Annotated in this window: 14 protein-coding genes; 8 read left to right on the top strand and 6 right to left on the bottom strand. The window is 73.9% G+C overall.

Annotation, left to right across the window (positions count from 1 at the left end; genetic code table 11):
- The first annotated feature begins 39 nt into the window (after window positions 1-39).
- Genes ACFFHU_RS21820 through ACFFHU_RS21795 form a run of 6 tightly spaced genes read left to right on the top strand, consistent with a single transcriptional unit; the run spans window position 40 to window position 5362 of the window.
- Window positions 40-291, top strand: a complete 252-nt coding sequence (locus ACFFHU_RS21820) for an acyl carrier protein (protein ID WP_377341701.1) — start codon at window positions 40-42, stop codon at window positions 289-291.
- Window positions 288-1568, top strand: a complete 1281-nt coding sequence (locus ACFFHU_RS21815) for an AMP-binding protein (protein ID WP_377341699.1) — start codon at window positions 288-290, stop codon at window positions 1566-1568. Before ACFFHU_RS21820 ends, ACFFHU_RS21815 begins: the two co-directional genes overlap by 4 nt.
- Complete coding sequence (locus ACFFHU_RS21810) at window positions 1561-2319, top strand: SDR family NAD(P)-dependent oxidoreductase (protein WP_377341697.1); 759 nt, start codon at window positions 1561-1563, stop codon at window positions 2317-2319. The genes ACFFHU_RS21815 and ACFFHU_RS21810 overlap by 8 nt, the downstream gene beginning before the upstream one ends.
- On the top strand, window positions 2303-2740 hold the full coding sequence (locus ACFFHU_RS21805) for a hypothetical protein (RefSeq protein WP_377341695.1): 438 nt from the start codon (window positions 2303-2305) through the stop codon (window positions 2738-2740). Before ACFFHU_RS21810 ends, ACFFHU_RS21805 begins: the two co-directional genes overlap by 17 nt.
- Before the next feature lie 2 nt (window positions 2741-2742).
- Complete coding sequence (locus tag ACFFHU_RS21800; protein WP_377341693.1) at window positions 2743-3582, top strand: hypothetical protein; 840 nt, start codon at window positions 2743-2745, stop codon at window positions 3580-3582.
- The gene (locus ACFFHU_RS21795; protein WP_377341692.1) at window positions 3575-5362 is read left to right on the top strand and encodes a hypothetical protein; all 1788 of its coding nucleotides are present in this window, start codon (window positions 3575-3577) and stop codon (window positions 5360-5362) included. The genes ACFFHU_RS21800 and ACFFHU_RS21795 overlap by 8 nt, the downstream gene beginning before the upstream one ends.
- A gap of 60 nt (window positions 5363-5422) precedes the next feature.
- Here the strand turns inward: ACFFHU_RS21795 and ACFFHU_RS21790 are convergent, their stop codons facing one another.
- The 3 genes from ACFFHU_RS21790 to pseI form a co-directional block, all read right to left on the bottom strand.
- Window positions 5423-5746, bottom strand: coding sequence for a hypothetical protein (locus ACFFHU_RS21790; protein ID WP_377341690.1), 324 nt, complete (start codon window positions 5744-5746; stop codon window positions 5423-5425).
- A gap of 40 nt (window positions 5747-5786) precedes the next feature.
- Window positions 5787-8168 (bottom strand): glycosyltransferase, encoded by a 2382-nt coding sequence (locus tag ACFFHU_RS21785; protein ID WP_377341688.1) that lies wholly within the window; start codon window positions 8166-8168, stop codon window positions 5787-5789.
- Between the two features lie 147 nt (window positions 8169-8315).
- Complete coding sequence (pseI, locus tag ACFFHU_RS21780; RefSeq protein WP_377341686.1) at window positions 8316-9374, bottom strand: pseudaminic acid synthase; 1059 nt, start codon at window positions 9372-9374, stop codon at window positions 8316-8318.
- A gap of 171 nt (window positions 9375-9545) precedes the next feature.
- Here pseI and ACFFHU_RS21775 point away from each other — a divergent pair, with 171 nt between their 5' ends.
- Window positions 9546-10379, top strand: coding sequence for a hypothetical protein (locus ACFFHU_RS21775; RefSeq protein WP_377341684.1), 834 nt, complete (start codon window positions 9546-9548; stop codon window positions 10377-10379).
- Window positions 10376-12049: a serine/threonine-protein kinase gene (locus ACFFHU_RS21770; protein ID WP_377341682.1), complete on the top strand. Its 1674-nt coding sequence runs from the start codon at window positions 10376-10378 to the stop codon at window positions 12047-12049. Before ACFFHU_RS21775 ends, ACFFHU_RS21770 begins: the two co-directional genes overlap by 4 nt.
- 96 nt (window positions 12050-12145) lie before the next feature.
- Here the strand turns inward: ACFFHU_RS21770 and ACFFHU_RS21765 are convergent, their stop codons facing one another.
- From ACFFHU_RS21765 to ACFFHU_RS21755, 3 genes are all read right to left on the bottom strand, one after another.
- The gene (locus tag ACFFHU_RS21765) at window positions 12146-12958 is read right to left on the bottom strand and encodes an SDR family oxidoreductase (RefSeq protein ID WP_377341681.1); all 813 of its coding nucleotides are present in this window, start codon (window positions 12956-12958) and stop codon (window positions 12146-12148) included.
- Window positions 12959-12971: 13 nt separating this feature from the next.
- Window positions 12972-14777 (bottom strand): aspartate--tRNA ligase, encoded by a 1806-nt coding sequence (gene aspS, locus ACFFHU_RS21760; RefSeq protein ID WP_377341679.1) that lies wholly within the window; start codon window positions 14775-14777, stop codon window positions 12972-12974.
- 216 nt (window positions 14778-14993) lie between these two features.
- Window positions 14994-16037, bottom strand: coding sequence for a S1 family peptidase (locus ACFFHU_RS21755; protein ID WP_377341677.1), 1044 nt, complete (start codon window positions 16035-16037; stop codon window positions 14994-14996).
- Window positions 16038-16390 lie beyond the last annotated feature (353 nt).

The following is a 16390-nucleotide window of genomic DNA, read 5'->3' as shown; positions in this document are numbered from 1 at the left end:
GACCGAGCCGTTAACCAGCGCCCGGTATGCTCCGGCCCCATGAACTCGCTCGGTCGGTCCCAGGTCCGCGACCTCATGGCTCAGGTCATGAAAAACCAGGGCAAAACGCTGCCCGACGACGACGCCGCCGACCTTCGCGAGATCGGCTTCCGTTCGCTCGACTTCTCCGAGCTGGCGCTGCGGGTCGAGGACGAGATCGGCGACGAGCTCAACTTCGACGCCCCCGGCCTGCGGCAGATCGCCACGGTCGGTGACGTGCTCGACTTCATCGTGCAGCTGCAGTCCGAGTGAGCGCGGCCCCCGACCCGGCCGGCTCGGCCGCAGCCGGCAGCCGGCCGACCGGCCTGGCCGGCGACGGCAACCGGATCGTCGCGAACGGCCGGCGGCTGACCTGGCGTGACCTGCCCGCCGTCGAGCTGCCCTCGCCGGCCGCCGTGCTCGCGGCGTCGGCCGTCGACGCCCTGACCGCCGCCCGGCAGCACGCCACCCGGGGCGTCGAGCTGGTGCTCAGCACCGCCTCGCGGGTCGATCCGGGGCTGCGGGACGACCTCACCGACGCCGGATTCACGGTGGTCGCCCTCGACCGGGGCGAGGTGACCGTGCTCGACAAGGGTCGGCAGCGGGCGCCCGAACCCGACCGGCTGTGGCTGCTCACCTCCGGCTCCACCGGCCGGCCCAAGCGGGTCGGGCACACCCTCGACTCGCTCACCACGGTCCGCACCGTCCAGGAGCCGCGCACCTGGCTGTGCCCGTACGCGCCGGGCACGTACGCCTGGTGGCAGGTGGTGACCCTGTCGCTGACCCAGCCCGGGCAGGACCTCGTGGTGGTCGAGCCGGGCGACCTCGACGACTGGCCGCGGATCGCCGGCGAGCACGGCGTGACGGCCGCGTCCGGCACCCCGACGTTCTGGCGGCAGGCCATCCACCGCGACGGCCAGGCCCTGGCCCGGGTGCCGCTGCGGCAGCTCACCCTCGGCGGCGAGCCCGTCGACCAGGCCATTCTCGACCAGCTCCGGCAGCTCTTTCCGGCCGCCCGGATCTCGTGGATCTACGCGTCGTCCGAGGTCGGCGCGTCGATCGTGGTGCACGACGGCCGGGCCGGCTTCCCCGCCGCCTGGCTCGACCGGGCGGCTCCGGACCGGCCCACCATCTCGGTGGAGGGCGACGAGCTGATCATCCGCTCCCCGTACCACGGCGCCGGCCTCTCCGGGCCGGTCCGCACGGGCGACCGCGTCGAGATCGTCGACGGCCGGGTGCACATCGTGGGCCGGCTCAACTCGGACGAGATCAACGTCGGCGGTTCGAAGGTGTCGGCCGGGCTCGTCCGGCACGTGCTCACCGCGCATCCCGGGGTGGCCTGGGCCCGGGTGACCTCCCGCCGGGCCCCGATCGTGGGCCGGATGGTGGTGGCCGAGGTCGTGCCGGCGCCGGCGGCCGACCACGCGCCGCCGGACGAGGCCGCTCTCGTACAGTGGTGCCGCGAGCGGTTGCCCGACTATGGCGTCCCGCGCCGCATCCGCTTCCTGGACGAGATCCCGGTCAAGGAGACCCTGAAAAGCGATGTCTGACACCGCCGGCGGCACGTCCGTCATCCCGCCCTCGACCGTCGTGCTCGTCTCCGGCGGGTCGCGCGGCCTGGGGCTGGCCGTGGTCACCGACCTGCTCGCGCAGGGGCTGAAGGTCGCGGCCTTCGCTCGCACGATCACCCCGAAGCTGCGCGAGCTGGCCGAGAAGTACGAGGGCCGGCTGCACGTCGACTCGGTCGACATCACCGACACGGCCGCGTGCACCCGGTTCGTGCGGGCCGCCGAGGACCGGCTCGGCCCGATCGACGGGCTGGTCAACAACGCGGCCATCGGGCAGGACTCGCTGCACGTGCACACCTCGGTGGAGCAGATCGAGAAGATCGTGCACACCAACCTCACCGCTCCCCTGGTGCTCACCCGACTCGTGTTGCGGCGGATGCTGGGCAAGGGGCTGCGCGGCCGGGTGGTCAACATCACCTCGATCTGCGCCCAGCGCGGTTACGCCGGTCTGGTCGCCTACTCGGCCACCAAGGGCGGGATGGACTCCGCCACCCGCACCATCGCGCGCGAGCTCAACGGACGGGTCCTGGCCAACTCGGTGGCGCCGGGCTTCTTCGCCTCGGAGATGTCCGCCGTGCTGGGCCAGACCCAACTGGACCAGATCACCCGGCGGACGCCGACCGGCCACCTGACCGAGCCGGACGAGGTCGTTCCGGTGATCCGGATGCTGCTGTGCGACCAGACCAACATCAACGGCCAGGTGATCGAGGTCGACGGTGGCGCCTCGATCTGACCGGGCCGCGCGGGAGCACCTCGACCGGGCCGAGACGTACCTGCGGGTGGCTGGCGCGGGCGCGCGAGCCGGCGCCGCCGGCCCGGCGCTGACCCGGGCGCACACCGCGGACGCGCGCACGGTCGGCTGGTACGGCCCGCCGCCGCCGGGCCACCGGCTGGCCATCGACGCCGAGGTGGCCGACGGCGCGGTGCCGCCCGCGCTGGGACGCCGGTTCGGGACCGCCGACTTCTGGGCCCGGTGGACCCGGGCCGAGAGCCTGTGCAAGGCGTACGACCTGCCCATCGCGGTGTGGCTGCGCCGGTACGGCCTGGACGTCCCCGACCGGCTGCCGGGGCTGTGGCGCACCCTGACGCTCGGCGACCTGACCGTCTCGGTGGCCTGCGTGCCAACCGGCGCGGCCGGCGAGGGTGGCGGCTGAGCATGCACCAGGCCAACTACTACTACGGGCACGCCCACGTGCTCGCCCGGTACTGCGCGCTGCCCGAGCCGCTGCACCCGCCGAAGATGCGGGGCTACCTCCAGCACGGCTGGAACATCGGCGACAGCCAGGCGGCGGACCTGCGGGTCGTGCACGGCAGCCGGGTGTTCGTGTGGTCCGAGCAGACCCGCCGGCGCGCCTGGTCGCAGGGCCACCGGAACGCGGTGGTGACCGGCGCCCCCTTCGCCTACCTGGTGGCCATGGAGCCGGAACCGCCCGCCCAGCGGCGCGAGGGCACCATCTTCTACCCGTTCCACGGCTGGGAGGGGCAGCGCATCACCGGCGACCACGCCCGGCTGATCGCCGAGGTGCGATCGGTCGAGTCCGGCCCGATCACCGCCTGCCTCTACTGGAACGAGTTCCGCACCCCGCGGATCCGCCGGGTGTACGAGCGGGCCGGCGCCCGGGTGATCTGCCACGGCTTCCGCGGCCACGGCTGGCGTGACCACAACCGCGACTTCCTGTCCGGGCAGCTGGCCGAGCTGCGCCGGCACCGGCGGGTGGTGTCCAACCGGCTGTCCAGCGCCGTCTGGTACGGCCTGCTGGCCGGCTGCGAGGCCGCCGTGTACGGCGACCCGATGCTGATCGGCAAGGCGGACCTGCGGTTCGGCGGCGAGCCGCGGATCCAGCGCCAGTGGGCGGACATGTACGCCCACCGGACCGACCACGCCGTGGCGTACGCGATGGCCCGCGCCGAACTCGGCGCCGACCTGCTCGCGTCCCCGGCGGAGCTGCGTTATCACCTGGGCTGGACCGATGTGCAGGACGGTGAGCATGGCTGAGCCCGGCAGGGTACGGCAGGTGGGCGGCGAGATGTACTCGTGGACCGACTGGGACCCGGAGCGCGGGCCGCGGATCCCCGGCGGAACCGCCCTGCTGCGCCTGATGTCCGAGCTCGCGACGGGCCGCTCGGCGGTGCTCGTCGCCGGCCCGCACGACCCGGCGCTGCTGCGCGCGTTGATCCGGACCGGGGCGGCGGTGTCCTGCCTGGTCCGGGCCGTGCCGGACGCCGAGCGGATCGCCGCCGAGTTCCCCGACGTGACGGTCTGGTGCGGCGTCGTCAGCAAGGTCGACCACGGCGGCCCGTTCGACCTGATCATCGCGGCCGACGGGCTGGATCGGCTCGCCTCGACCGAGGGCGACCAGCAGAGCCCGGACGACCTGCTGCACGGGCTGGCCGGGCTGCTGGCCCCGCGCGGCGTCCTCGCGCTGACCCACCCCAACCTGCTCGGCCTGCAGCACCTGGTTGAGCTCGAGCCCGGCCGCCAATACCGCTCCGACACGGCCTGGTATCCGGTCTCCGAGCACGACGACCTGCGCCCGGCGTCGCTGGCCGAGCTGCGCGCCCGGATGCGCGCCCACGGCCTCGAGCCGGCCTGGGGGTACGGGGCGTTCCCCGCCGCGCACCGACCGGACGTCCTCGTCGCCGACCGGGTCACCGGCGACACCGGCTCGCCGCTGCGCGCCCCGCTGGCCGCCGCGCTGTTCGCGGCGCTGACCGACGCGTACGCCGGGACGGCGGTGCTGCAGGATCCGCGGCCGCTGCTGGAACGCGCGCTGCGGGTCGGCGCCGTGGCGACCCTCGCCCCGCGGTGGCTGGTCCTGGCACACCCCGCCGACGCCGAGGGCGTGGCGGTGCCGCGGCACGACCTGGTCGTGGGCCACGAGGATGGGTACGTCTACGAGATCGCCGCCACCGACCGCCGGCTGCGGCTGTCCGTGCTGGCGCCGGCCACCGCCGGGCGGCAGCGGGGCGCCCTGCGCGGCGTCGCCGACCCGGGCCCGGTGGCGGACCTGGCGCCGGGCCGGGTGTTCGAGGAGCAACTGCTGGGGCTGTGCGCCCGACACGACCTGGTCGGCCTGCGCGCCGCCCTGGCCGGGTACGTGTCCTGGGTGCAGGACCACGCGGTCGACGGCCGGGTTTCCGGGCCGGTGGCCCTGGCCGGCACGTACGACCTGGTGGCCACCGACGCCGGTTTCTGGCCGATGCCGGCCCGATGGGAGCCGATCGACGCCGTGCCCGTCGACGTGGTCGTCGCCCGGGCGCTGTGGGGCTTCGCCGCCCGGCTCATCACGATGAACCGGCCGCACCCGTGGGACCTGACCGCCAGCGCCGCGGAACTCACGGTCGGGCTAGCCGCCACCGCCGGCCGGACGCTCCGTGACGGCGACCTCGACGCGGCGCTGGACCTGGAGGCGGCCGTGCGGGCCGCCGAGGAGGACCTGACGCCCGGCGAGGCGGCCGAGCGGCGGGCCGCGCTGGCCGAGGTGCGGACCGAGACGGCGGGCGTCGACCTGCGGGGCTACCGGGAGCTCGCGGACGCCCGCTGGCGGGAGGAGTACGACGTCACCCACCTGCGCGAGCTGATGGAGTGGACCGAGCAGACCATCCGCGGCCGCGATCGGGCGCTGAGTCTGCTCGACCAGGAGATGCAGCTCTACCGCGGCACCAAGACGGCCCGGCTGGTGCAGTTCATCAAGATTGCTTACCGCCGGGCGCGGTACGACCTCAACGAGCTGAGCAGCAAGGTCCGGCGCACCCGGGGCCGCCCGGCCGAGTGAGCACCCGGGGCCGCCCGGCCGGCTGAGCACCCGGGGCCGCCCGGGGCGGCCCGGGCGGCGCTACTGCTTGAGCGCCCGGCGCAGCCGCTCCTTCACGAACACCCGGCGCACCTGCTGCTTCATGGCGCCGGCGAACTCCCGCGGGCGCCGGATCTTCGCCGCCTGCTGGATGGCGCCGGCCAGCTTCGCCGACTTCGAGCCCTTGATGTAGCGGATCTCGTCGCGCAGCGCGCGGATCCGCTCGTCCCGCATCCGCAGCTGCTGATCGCGGTGCCGGACCGCGAGCTCCAGCTCCGCGACCCGGGCGGTGAGCTCGTCGACCCCGGGCCGGGCCGCGTCGACCTCGGCCGGCGGGTTGTGCGGGTCGGTCCCGTTGTCAGTCACACCTTTTCCAATCCACGAGCACGGGCAGTTCCTCGCATCGTCACCGCACCTCGAGGTGCAGGGTGCCGACCCGCGGCTGCAGCCGGATCCGCCGGTCGGAGACCGACAGCTCGAGCGGCAGCCGGCGCAGCAGGAAGACGTCGGTCTGCACGGCGTACGCCGACTCGGCGCCGACGGGCACCGCGAACAGGGTCCAGTCGGCGAGGCTGGCCAGCGGGTCGGCCGACGTCGGCCGGGACGCCTCGGGCGGCGGCAGCAGATCGGCCAGCTCGACCCCGGCCGACCAGCGCCGATCGTCGCCGGCGAGCTTGCAGGCGACGTCCACGTAGTCGTTCGAGTTGTCGAAGAAGCGCCGCCAGACGAACTCGCCGGACCCGACGGTCTCCCACCTGGTCCCGGACACCGTGAGCCGGTGACCGCCCTCGCCGGACTCCAGGTCGAGTGCGTCCGCGGTGAGCCGGACCGGACCCTCGTGCAGGCTCACGTAGTTGCCCGTCGATCGGGTCAGCACCAGCAACCGGCCGTCGTGCACCGCCGCCAGGGACCGGGTGAGGCCGGCCGCCAGCAACTGCGGCGACTCCTCACCGGCGGCCAGGCTGGGCACCCGGACCGTCTGCTGGGTGAACGGATCGTCGGGGTTGGCCGCGTCGACCAGGGTGCCGAGCGGCAACCGCACCTCGAAGGCGGTGCCCGAGCCGTCCGGCCAGGTCCGCAGCGGCAGGAGCTCCGCGCCCGACGTCCGGCTCAGCTGCAGCCGAGGACCGGCGGCCGGGTCGGCGGGCGCGCCGGCGACCGGGCCGGTGGGCGCGCCGGCGGCCGGGCCGGGCAGCCGGCCGGCGAGGACGAACGCGTCGTCGGCCACCCGGGCCGAGGTGAGCGCGAACGGCCGGTGGAACTGCACCAGGGCCAGCCGCCCGGCGCTGACCCGGGTCGGCTGGATCCAGACGTCGTCCGCCACCCAGTCGCCGGCCGGGAGCTGCGCGCCGCCGGGCTGCGGGTTGCCCAGCTCGCCCCGCCGGTACAGCGCGCCGCGGCGCAGCTCGACGAGGAAGTGGGCCGGCTCCTCGTCCCGCGGGAAGGCGGCCAGGAGGCCGCGGGACACCCGCGCCTCGAAGCCCACCGGCGCCGGATCGCCGTGCGAGTCCAGCGCCTCGAAGCGCCGTACCGGAAGGGGGGTCTTCCGGCCGTCGCGGACCAGCCAGATCCGCAGCGCCGAGCTGTCGTCGCTGACCAGGTGGCGGATCTCGGCGGTGCCGCGGACGATCAGCCCCTCGTCGTCCCAGTCGATCCCGGTCACCCTGCTGTGCAGGCTCATCGCGCGCAGCGGCAACCGGTAGAGCCGGCGGGGCGCCGCCGGGGGATGGTCGTCGAGGCCCGGATACTGGTTCTCGAACCGCCATGGCACGGCGGGATTCCGCCGGGCCCGCGCCCCGCCGCGCAGACCACCGTCGAGCTGGAACTGCGCCAGCCGGTGCAGCAGGTTGGCATCGCCGGCCTGCAGCGCGAAATACTGCAGCCGCTCGTACGGGGACGAGTACGCCAACGCCTCCCGGTCGAGCCGCTCGGACAGCCGGTGCCCGAGCTGCAGCAGCTTGTCCTGCTCGTGCTCGGGGACCGAGGAGAACGCCTGGACCAGGGCCGCGAGGTCGATCTGGGCGAAGTGCCGGTGCACCACGCCGCGCAGTTCCGGCGCCTTCTCGTCGAGCAGGTCCAGCACCATCTCGGCCGAGACGACCCGGTCGTAGAGGTTCGCGTACTCGAACTTCAGCTGGGTGATCGACTCGCCCGACTCGCGTTCCCGCCAGTAGTAGACGGGCGCCGAGAGAACGTCGACGGTGACCGCCTCGACGTGCGCCCGGAGGGTGACCGGGTAGTCCTCGTACCGGATCGCCGGGAAGCGGTAGCCGAACTCGTCCCAGAACGACCGCCGGTAGACCTTGTTCCACACCATCCGGTCCAGCGCGAGCGGATGGTACTCGAACACGTGGGTGGCCAACCGGTCCTCGGCGAACGGGATCCGGTGCACCCAGGACTCGCGTACCCCGGCGGTGTTGTTGAACCGGCGGGCGTCGCCGGCCGCGAACGACGACCCGGTCTCGTCCAGGGTCCGCACCATCGTCTCGTACGCGTGCCGGGTCACCAGGTCGTCGCTGTCGACGAACGTGAGGTACTCGCCCTGGGCGTGCCGGGCCCCGGTGTTGCGGGCCGGACCGAGGCCCTGGTTCTCCTGCCGGACGACGCGGAACCGGCCGTCCCGCTCGCACCAGGACTCGGCGATCCGCGCGCTGCCGTCGCGCGACCCGTCGTCGACCAGGATCACCTCGAAGTCGCCAAAGGTCTGCCGGGCGAGGGAGTCGAGGCAGTCCCCGATGTAGTCCTCGACGTTGTAGAACGGAACGACGACGCTAAGCCGCGGTGCCACGCCTGCTCCTCAGGGATGCGAGCCGCCGGGCCGACGCGGCCGGCGACGAGGGGAACGCGACGACCGGTCCGGACGTGCCGAGCGGGACGGGAGTGTGCACAGCACCGAATTTCGACGAGGGGCGGGACGGGTGGAGGGTGGCCAGGGTCAAATGAGATCCCAGCTGAGCGGGGTGCCGCGGCCGACGTCCTGCCGGAACGTCCGGCCCAGCACCCGGCCGATCTCGTCCGGCGCCAGCCCGCCCGCGGGACGGATGGACCGGACGTTGGCCGCGGTGACCTGCTCGCCGGCCCGGACGTCCGCGGTGACGTAGAGCGAGCGGCGGAAGCGCAGCCCCTCCCGCTCGGCCTCGGTGGGGCCGATCCGGGTGGTGCCCAGCGCCTGCCAGGCCCGCTCGCTCTCCACGACCAGCGCGGCCAGTTCGGCCGGTTCGAGGGAGAACGCCGAGTCCACCCCGCCGTCGCCGCGGGAAAGCGTCACGTGCTTCTCGATCACCCGCGCCCCGAGCGCCACGGCCGCGAGCGGTACGCCGATGCCCATCGTGTGGTCGGAGAGGCCGACCACGGCGTCGAACGCCTCCGCCAGGATCGGGATCCGCCGCAGGTTGCTGTGCTCGGGCGGGGCCGGGTAGGAAACGGTGCAGGCGAGCAGGATCAGGTCCTGGCAGCCGGCGCCGCGGGCCGCGTCGACGGCCGCGGCGATCTCACCGACCGTGGCCATCCCGGTCGAAATGATCATCGGCTTGCCGGTGCTGGCGGCGAGCCGGATCAGCGGCAGGTCGACGATCTCCGAGGAGGCGATCTTGTAGATCGGCGCGCCGAGGTCCTCGAGCAGGTCGATGGCGGTCCGGTCGAACGGCGAGGAGAAGACGGTCAGGCCGTGCTCCCGGGCCCGCTCGAAGATCGGCCGGTGCCACTCCCACGGCGTGTGCGCCTGCTCGTAGAGCTGGTAGAGGTTGCGGCCGCCCCACAGGTCGTGCCCGTCGGAGATCCGGAACCGCGGCGCGTCCACGTCGATGGTCATGGTGTCGGCGCGGTACGTCTGCAGCTTCAGCGCCTGGGCCCCGCTGGCGGCCACCGCGTCGACGATCTCCAACGCACGGCCCAGTTCCCCGTTGTGGTTTCCGGAGACCTCGGCGATGACGAACGGCCGGTGCTCGGGGCCCACGCTGTGCGGCCCGCACTTGATGGACTCGCGTCCGGTCATGGGGTACCTCGCTGTCCTACTCGATCTCCAGTAGCGGCGGCGGCCGGCGATCCGGCGACGGACGCCAACAGGCTACCCGGTCCGTTCCGTGCCGGACCCGGCCCGGTGGGTGCGGGCGGTTCCCGTAGAATCCGCCGCGACGTCGCGGGCCGACCAGAGAATGCGAGCTTCATGGACTCCAGCAATCACTGGTACGGGCATGCGCACATCCTGGCGGCCTATTGCGGGCGGGACGCGGTCAAGCCGCCCCGGATCGCCGGAATCGTGCAGCACGGCTGGAATGTCCTGCACGGGTTCGGCCCGGGCCACGAGCCGCCCGTCGGGTTCGTCAAGTACGTCTGGTCCGACACCTCGCGCCGGCGCGGCCAGCTGATCGGGTGGCGGGACTACGCGGTGATCGGATCGCCGTGGGCGTACCTGCTGGCGCAGCAGCCGGAGCAGCCCGGCGAGCGGCCGGACGAGCGGTCCGGCACGATCTTCTACCCGTTCCACACCTGGGAGCAGGGCAGCATCGAGGGCGACCACGCCGACCTGATCGCCCGGATCAAGGCCACCGAGCCGGGCCCGGTCACGGTCTGCCTGTACTGGATCGAGTACGACATGCCCGAGGTGCGCGGCGCCTACGAGGACGCCGGCTTCCGGGTGATCTGCCACGGCCAGCGCGGCACCTTCTGGAAGGGCACCGACCCGCGCTTCCTGTACAAGCAGCTCGCCGAGCTGCGCCGGCACCGGCGGGTGGCGTCCAACCGGCTCACCACGGCGATCTTCTACGGGGCGTCGGTCGGCTGCGAGGCCGGGGTGTACGGGCCGCAGATGGACTTCCTCGAGGACCGCGGCGGGTTCGACGCCAAGCACTTCATCCAGCGGCTGCACCCCGGGCTGCACGCCGAGTCGATCGAGCCGGACCTGCTGGCCGAGGTGACGCGCTCCGAGCTCGGCCTCGACCAGCTGCTGAGCCCGGCCGAGCTGAGCTACGAACTGGGATGGAGCACTGCAACACCATGAGCGACGACCAACTGCCCGGCCGGGTGCGGCTGTTCGGCGGCGAGCTGCCCACCTGGTCCGACCTCACCTCGGCACGCGGGCCCGCCCGGCGCGGCGCGCAGCTGCCGATCGTGCGCGCGGCCCTGACCGGCCGGTCCCGGGTGCTGGTGGCCGGTCCGCACGATCCGGACCTGCTCTCGGCGCTCGCCGAGAGCACCGACGGCGAGCTCACCTGCCTGGTCCGCTCGATCCCGGATGCCCGGCTGGTCGCCGAGGCCTTCGACGCGGCCGCCGCCGGCGACCGGGTGCGGGTCGTCTGCGGCAGCCTCGAACGGTACGACGAGCGCGGGTTCGACGCGGTGGTGGCGCTCGACGACGTCGGCCGGCTGTACTCGACGGAGGGCCCCGAGCCGATCTTCGACACCGCGTGCGCGGATCTGCGCCGGCTGCTGGCGGCGGACGGCGTACTGATCATGATGGTGGACAACGAGCTGGGCCTGCACTGGCTCACCGCCGACGTCCAGCCGGAGGCCGACCAGTCCGAGCCGGCCTGGACCGAGCCGGCCACCGCGGACGACACCCGGCCGCGGGGACCGGCCGAACTGGCCGAGCGGTTCGGGGCCGGGGCCGCGGTCTGGCCGGTCTACCCACTGCCGTCGGCGCCCGTGCTGGCCTGGGGACCGGCGGCCGGCTCGGTGGACCGGACCGAACACGCCGGGTTGCTGGCGGCCCTGTCCGATCCGGCCGCGCGGTCGCTTGAGGCCGAGCGCCCGTCCGCCCCGGTGGCCTCGCTGATGCGCCGGGTCTGGCGGGCCGGGTGGCAGGCCGAGTTCGCCGCCGGCTGGCTGGTGGTGGCCGGAGCCGGATCGGCGCCGGACGATGTCGTGGCGTGGCTGGCCGGCGACCGGGACGAGCCCGTCGTGGTCCGACTCGCCGGGGGCCGCCCGGTCCTGCCGGACGGCTCGGCCGTGCCGGCCGGCCGGTTGCTGTCCGAGGTGCTTCGCCAGGCCGTGGTGGCCCCGGACCAGGGCGCCCTGCGGTCGGCCGTCCGGGGGTACGCCGGTTGGCTCGGCACGCTGACCGAGGTGGCCCCGGCCGGGGCCGACCGGGTGGTGGTGGGCGGCGACGGCGAACACCGGCCGCTGGCCCTCGGCGGCCCGGCGGCCGGACCGGCGGCCAAGACCGCGGACGAGCAGCTGCTGGTCGCGATGGTCGACCTGGTAGGCCGGGCCGAGCGGCACGGCTGGCGCCGCACCTGGCCCTCGCATCTCACCCAGGTCGAAGCCGTGGGCTGGGTGGCCGCGATGCGGGGCGAGCCGCTGCCCGCGGAGCTGGTCGCCCGGATCGCCGCCGAGGCCGGGCTGGGCCGGCCGCTCGCCGGCGCGCCGGCCGGGACCACCCGGTCCGGCGCCGCGGATCTCGCGGGCGCCGCCGGCGTTCCGGTCGCGGTGGTGGCCCAGGCCGAGCGGTTCGAGGAGTCCAACGCCTCCCGGGCTCGGTGGTTCGAGACCCGGCTCAAGACCGCGGAGAAGCAGCTGGCCGCGGCGTGGAAGGAGCTGGACCGGGCCCGCCGGCAGGGCTATCGGCCGGCCGAGTCGTCCGGCCCGGCGCAGCTTCGCCGGGTGGTCCGGGCGCCGCTGGGGCGGGCCAAGCGGCTCGCCGGCCGGGTCGTCCGCCGGATCCGCCGCTGACGGCCCCCGACCGGGCTATCCGCCGGGTCAGCGGCCGCCTGCGCCCGCGCCGCTGATCACCCGGCCACCCGGCCCCCGAGAATCTGCGCGGCGCTTCTAGGCCGCGAGAAACTCGGTCACGCCGCGTAGCCGGGTGCGCAGGAGGGCGGCCGCGCGGGTCGAGTCGAGCCGTACGTCGGCGGGCTGGCGGACGCCGGCCGCCGCCATCGTGCCGCTGCGCAGGCCCACCGGATCCAGCCCGTCCCGCCGGGCCACTAGCAGGCCCAGCTCGACCCGGTTCACCGCGTCGGCGCCCGCCACGTTGATCGTCCCGGCGTGGTCGGTGGCCGCCAGCTCGCGGACCGCGGCGGCGAGGTCGCCGACGTCGACCGGGCAGCGGATCTGGTCGGCGAACAGGGTGGCCCGGCCGGCCAGCGCGTCCCGGCAGAGCTGGAGCTGCTTGCTCCCCTCCCCCAGGATCAGCGAGGTACGCACCAGCGCCGCGCCCGGATCGATGGCGCGTACCGCCGTCTCGGCCGCGGCCTTCGCGGCGCCGTACATGTGCACCGGCGAGGGCGGCACGTCGTCCCCGTACGGCTCGGGTCGGCCGGCGTGCAGCGCGTCCGACGAGAGGTGCACGAGCCGGGCGCCGGCCCCGACCGCGGCCAGCGCCACGTGCGCCGCCCCGTCCGCCGTGGTGGCCCAGTCCGTGTTGTCGTACGCGGTGCTCAGCACCGCGTCGGGGCGTACCTCGGACAGCAGCGCGCACACGGCGGACCGGTCCCGGACCTCGATCCGGCGGGGCTCGACGCCGGCCAGCTCGACCGGGTTGGACCGGTACGTCCCGACCACCCGGTCCCCCGCGGCGACCGCCTGCCGGCACACCTCCCCGCCCAGCAGCCCACTGGCCCCCACCACCAGCACCCTCACCGGCGTCCGCCGGTCAGGTGGGGTCGGCGACGGGGGCGGCCGGGCCAGCCGTGCCGGCGTGCTGCGCCACCTGCGGTTTCGGCTTGGCGTCGATGCCCGCCTCGGCGCGCTGCTGCGCGGTGATCGGGGTCGGCGCGCCGGTCAGCGGGTCGAACCCGCCACGGGTCTTCGGGAAGGCGATGACCTCGCGGATCGAGTCGGCGCCGGCCAGCAGCATGCAGACCCGGTCCCAGCCGAACGCGATGCCGCCGTGCGGCGGCGGGCCGTACTTGAAGGCGTCCAGCAGGAAGCCGAATTTGTCCCGCGCCTCCTCGGGGGTGATGCCGAGCAGGTCGAAGACCCGTCGCTGCACGTCGCCGCGGTGGATACGGATCGAGCCGCCGCCGATCTCGTTGCCGTTGCAGACAATGTCGTACGCGTACGCCAGCGCCCGGTCCGGCGCCTCCTCGAACCGGTCCACCCAGTCGGCGTTCGGCGAGGTGAACGGGTGGTGCACGGCGGTCCAGCCACCTTCGTCGGTGCGCTCGAACATGGGCGCGTCGACCACCCAGCAGAACGCCCAGGCGCTCTCGTCGATCAGGTTGGCCCGCCGGGCGATCTCGATCCGGGCCGCGCCCAGCAGCTCCTGCGCCTCCCGGGGGTGCGCGGCCGCCGCGAAGAAGATCGCGTCACCCGGCTTGGCGCCGACCGCGTCGGCCAGCCCGCCGAGGTGCTCGGGCGAGAGGTTCTTGGCCACCGGGCCGCGCGGCTCGCCGGTCTCGGCATCCAGCACCACGTACGCGAGGCCCCGCGCGCCGCGCGCCTTCGCCCAGTCCTGCCAGCCGTCCAGCTCCTTGCGGCTCTGCCCGGCGCCGCCCGGCATCACCACCGCGCCGACGTACCCACCGGCGTCGATGGCCCCGGCGAACACCCGGAACTGCGTGCCGCGCAGGTAGTCGGTCAGCTCGGTCAGCTCGACGCCGTACCGCAGGTCTGGCTTGTCCGAGCCGTACCGGGCCAGGGCGTCGTGCCAGGTGATCCGCGGGATGGGTCGGGAGATCTCGTGGCCGGCCAGGTCGGACCAGAGCGCCGCGACGATCTCCTCGCCGAGGGCGATCACGTCGTCCTCGGTGACGAACGACATCTCGATGTCCAGCTGGGTGAACTCCGGCTGCCGGTCGGCGCGGAAGTCCTCGTCGCGGTAGCAGCGGGCGATCTGGTAGTACCGCTCCATGCCGCCGACCATCAGCAGCTGCTTGAACAGCTGCGGCGACTGCGGCAGCGCGTACCAGGTGCCGGGCTGCAGCCGCACCGGCACCAGGAAGTCGCGGGCGCCCTCCGGGGTGGACCGGGTGAGCGTCGGCGTCTCGATCTCCAGGAAGTCGTGTCCGTGCAGCACGGTGCGGGCCAGCTGGTTGGCCCGGGAGCGCAGCCGCAGCGCCCGCGCCGGTCCGGCGCGCCGCAGGTCGAGGTAGCGGTATTTCAGCCGCAGGTCGTCGCCGGCCTCGATCTGGTCGTCCACCGGCAGCGGCAGCGGCGCGGCCTCGGAGAGCACCTCCAGCTCGGCGGCGGTCACCTCGACCTCGCCGGTCGGCAGCTCCGGGTTCTCGTTGCCGGCCGGCCGCCGGGTCACCTCGCCGGTGACCCGGACGCAGAACTCGTTCCGGAGCGCGTGCGCGTCCTCCTCGCGGAACACCACCTGCGCGACGCCGGAGGCGTCCCGCAGGTCGACGAAGATCACCCCGCCGTGGTCGCGCCGGCGGGCCACCCACCCGGCGAGCGTCACCGTGGCGCCGGCGTCCGTCGCGCGCAGGCTTCCGGCGTTGTGGGTACGGATCACGGGAAGCGTCTCCTCATCGTGGAACGGTCTGCCCCCGCATTCTGTCAGGAGGTCCCCGCCGCCCGCCCCGGGGTGTTAGGAAGGGCCCCTTCCTATACAAAAAGCGATAGGAAGGAGCCCTTCCTTTCACGCGGTCGAGCCGCCGGGCGGGGGCCCGGCGGCTCGACCTTGCGGTACGGATCGGACCTGGGGGTCGGGTCCGATCCCGGGGGTGGGTCAGTAGACGCTCACGCCGTAGACGCTGAGCGGCTCGGTGACCGGCTGGAAGTAGGTCGTCCCGCCGGAGGAGCAGTTGCCGCTGCCGCCGGAGGTGAGGCCCAGGGCCGTGCTGCCGGCGAAGAGCGAGCCGCCGCTGTCGCCGCCCTCGGCGCAGACGTTGGTGCGGATCAGGCCGGAGACGCTGCCCTCGGCGTAGTTCACCGTGGCGTTGGTGGCGCTGACCGTGCCGCCGTGCACGCCGGTGGTGCTGCCGCTGCGCTGGACGGACTCGCCGACGTACGCGTTGCCGGCCGTGGTGATGTCCTGGTAGCTGCCGTTGTACAGGTACACGTTGCCGGGCGGGGTGGACCCGTTGGTGTACCGGACGATGCCGAAGTCGTTGCCCGGGAAGCTGCTGCCGGCCGTGGTGCCCAGCACCGTGGTGTGGCTGGAGTTCGAGTACCAGGTCGACCCCAGGTTGGTGCAGTGCCCGGCCGTGAGGAAGTAGTACGTGCTGCCGCTGCGCACGTTGAAGCCGAGCGAGCAGCGGTACGAACTGACGTAGATCGCCTGCCCGCCGGAGAGGCGCTTGCTCAGCACGCCCGGCTCGGACACCAGTCGGGCCGTGCCGCCGAGCTTGCCCACGGCGTTGCGCACCGTGGCCAGCTTGGCGCCGGTCACCGTGCTGTCGTACGAAACCACGACCTGGTTGCTGGCCGGGTCTATCCACCACGCGGTGCCGGGCACCTTGGCGGTGGCGGCCAGCTTGCCGGTGGCGGCCTTCAGCTCGGAAGCGCTGTGCGAGACGATCTTGGCGACCGCGCCGGCGGCGCGGACCTGGCTGGCCGCGGCCGAGTCCGTCACGGCGACGACCATCTTGCCGGACGCGTCGGCATAGCTGCCGGCGGCCCGGTCACCGAGCTTCTGGGCCAGCGCCGCGGCCGCGTCGGGGGACGCGGTGGGCGAGGCGTTGGCGGGCGCTCCGGCGAGCGCGCCGGCGACGAGCGAGCCGGCCGCCGCGGTGATGGCGAGACGGCGGAGCGTAGACCTCATAGGTCCCATGCAGGGCCTCCCGTTGAGGGATGGACGGACGTGCCGGGGGTGGACACGTCCCACTCGGCAGGGCTGTGGGGGTACCTCCCGAGTGACAGGAAGTATTCACAGGTTTGAGATCATGTTCAATACGTTGTCGTTACGAAATTATTTCCGCGATGGCTTCCGCTGTCATACTTGCCACCCCCCGTGAAGCGCCGTTAGCATGAGCCAGATTGCGCTCCCAGACTGGCCTGAAGCCCAGGCCGGAGCGCGTTTCGAGCGACGGCCCGACCTGGCTGGCGCATCGTGCCGGTCAATGTCCCAGCGCCGCCCGTGACCCCTTCGTAATCGCCGACGACACCCGCCTCTCCGCAACAATC

The organism is Plantactinospora siamensis (genome assembly GCF_042434095.1).
Lineage (GTDB): Bacteria > Actinomycetota > Actinomycetes > Mycobacteriales > Micromonosporaceae > KBS50.
Note: the sequence above shows the minus strand (reverse complement) of the source record. Positions and strands in the feature narration are given on the sequence as shown.

Coding starts and splice junctions, on each gene's coding strand:
- ACFFHU_RS21810 (WP_377341697.1), top strand. CDS start 1,561: ATGTCTGACACCGCCGGCGGCACGTCCGTCATCCCGCCCTCGACCGTC.
- ACFFHU_RS21795 (WP_377341692.1), top strand. CDS start 3,575: ATGGCTGAGCCCGGCAGGGTACGGCAGGTGGGCGGCGAGATGTACTCG.
- ACFFHU_RS21775 (WP_377341684.1), top strand. CDS start 9,546: ATGGACTCCAGCAATCACTGGTACGGGCATGCGCACATCCTGGCGGCC.
- pseI (WP_377341686.1), bottom strand. CDS start 9,374: ATGACCGGACGCGAGTCCATCAAGTGCGGGCCGCACAGCGTGGGCCCC.
- ACFFHU_RS21755 (WP_377341677.1), bottom strand. CDS start 16,037: ATGGGACCTATGAGGTCTACGCTCCGCCGTCTCGCCATCACCGCGGCG.
- ACFFHU_RS21820 (WP_377341701.1), top strand. CDS start 40: ATGAACTCGCTCGGTCGGTCCCAGGTCCGCGACCTCATGGCTCAGGTC.
- ACFFHU_RS21770 (WP_377341682.1), top strand. CDS start 10,376: ATGAGCGACGACCAACTGCCCGGCCGGGTGCGGCTGTTCGGCGGCGAG.
- ACFFHU_RS21800 (WP_377341693.1), top strand. CDS start 2,743: ATGCACCAGGCCAACTACTACTACGGGCACGCCCACGTGCTCGCCCGG.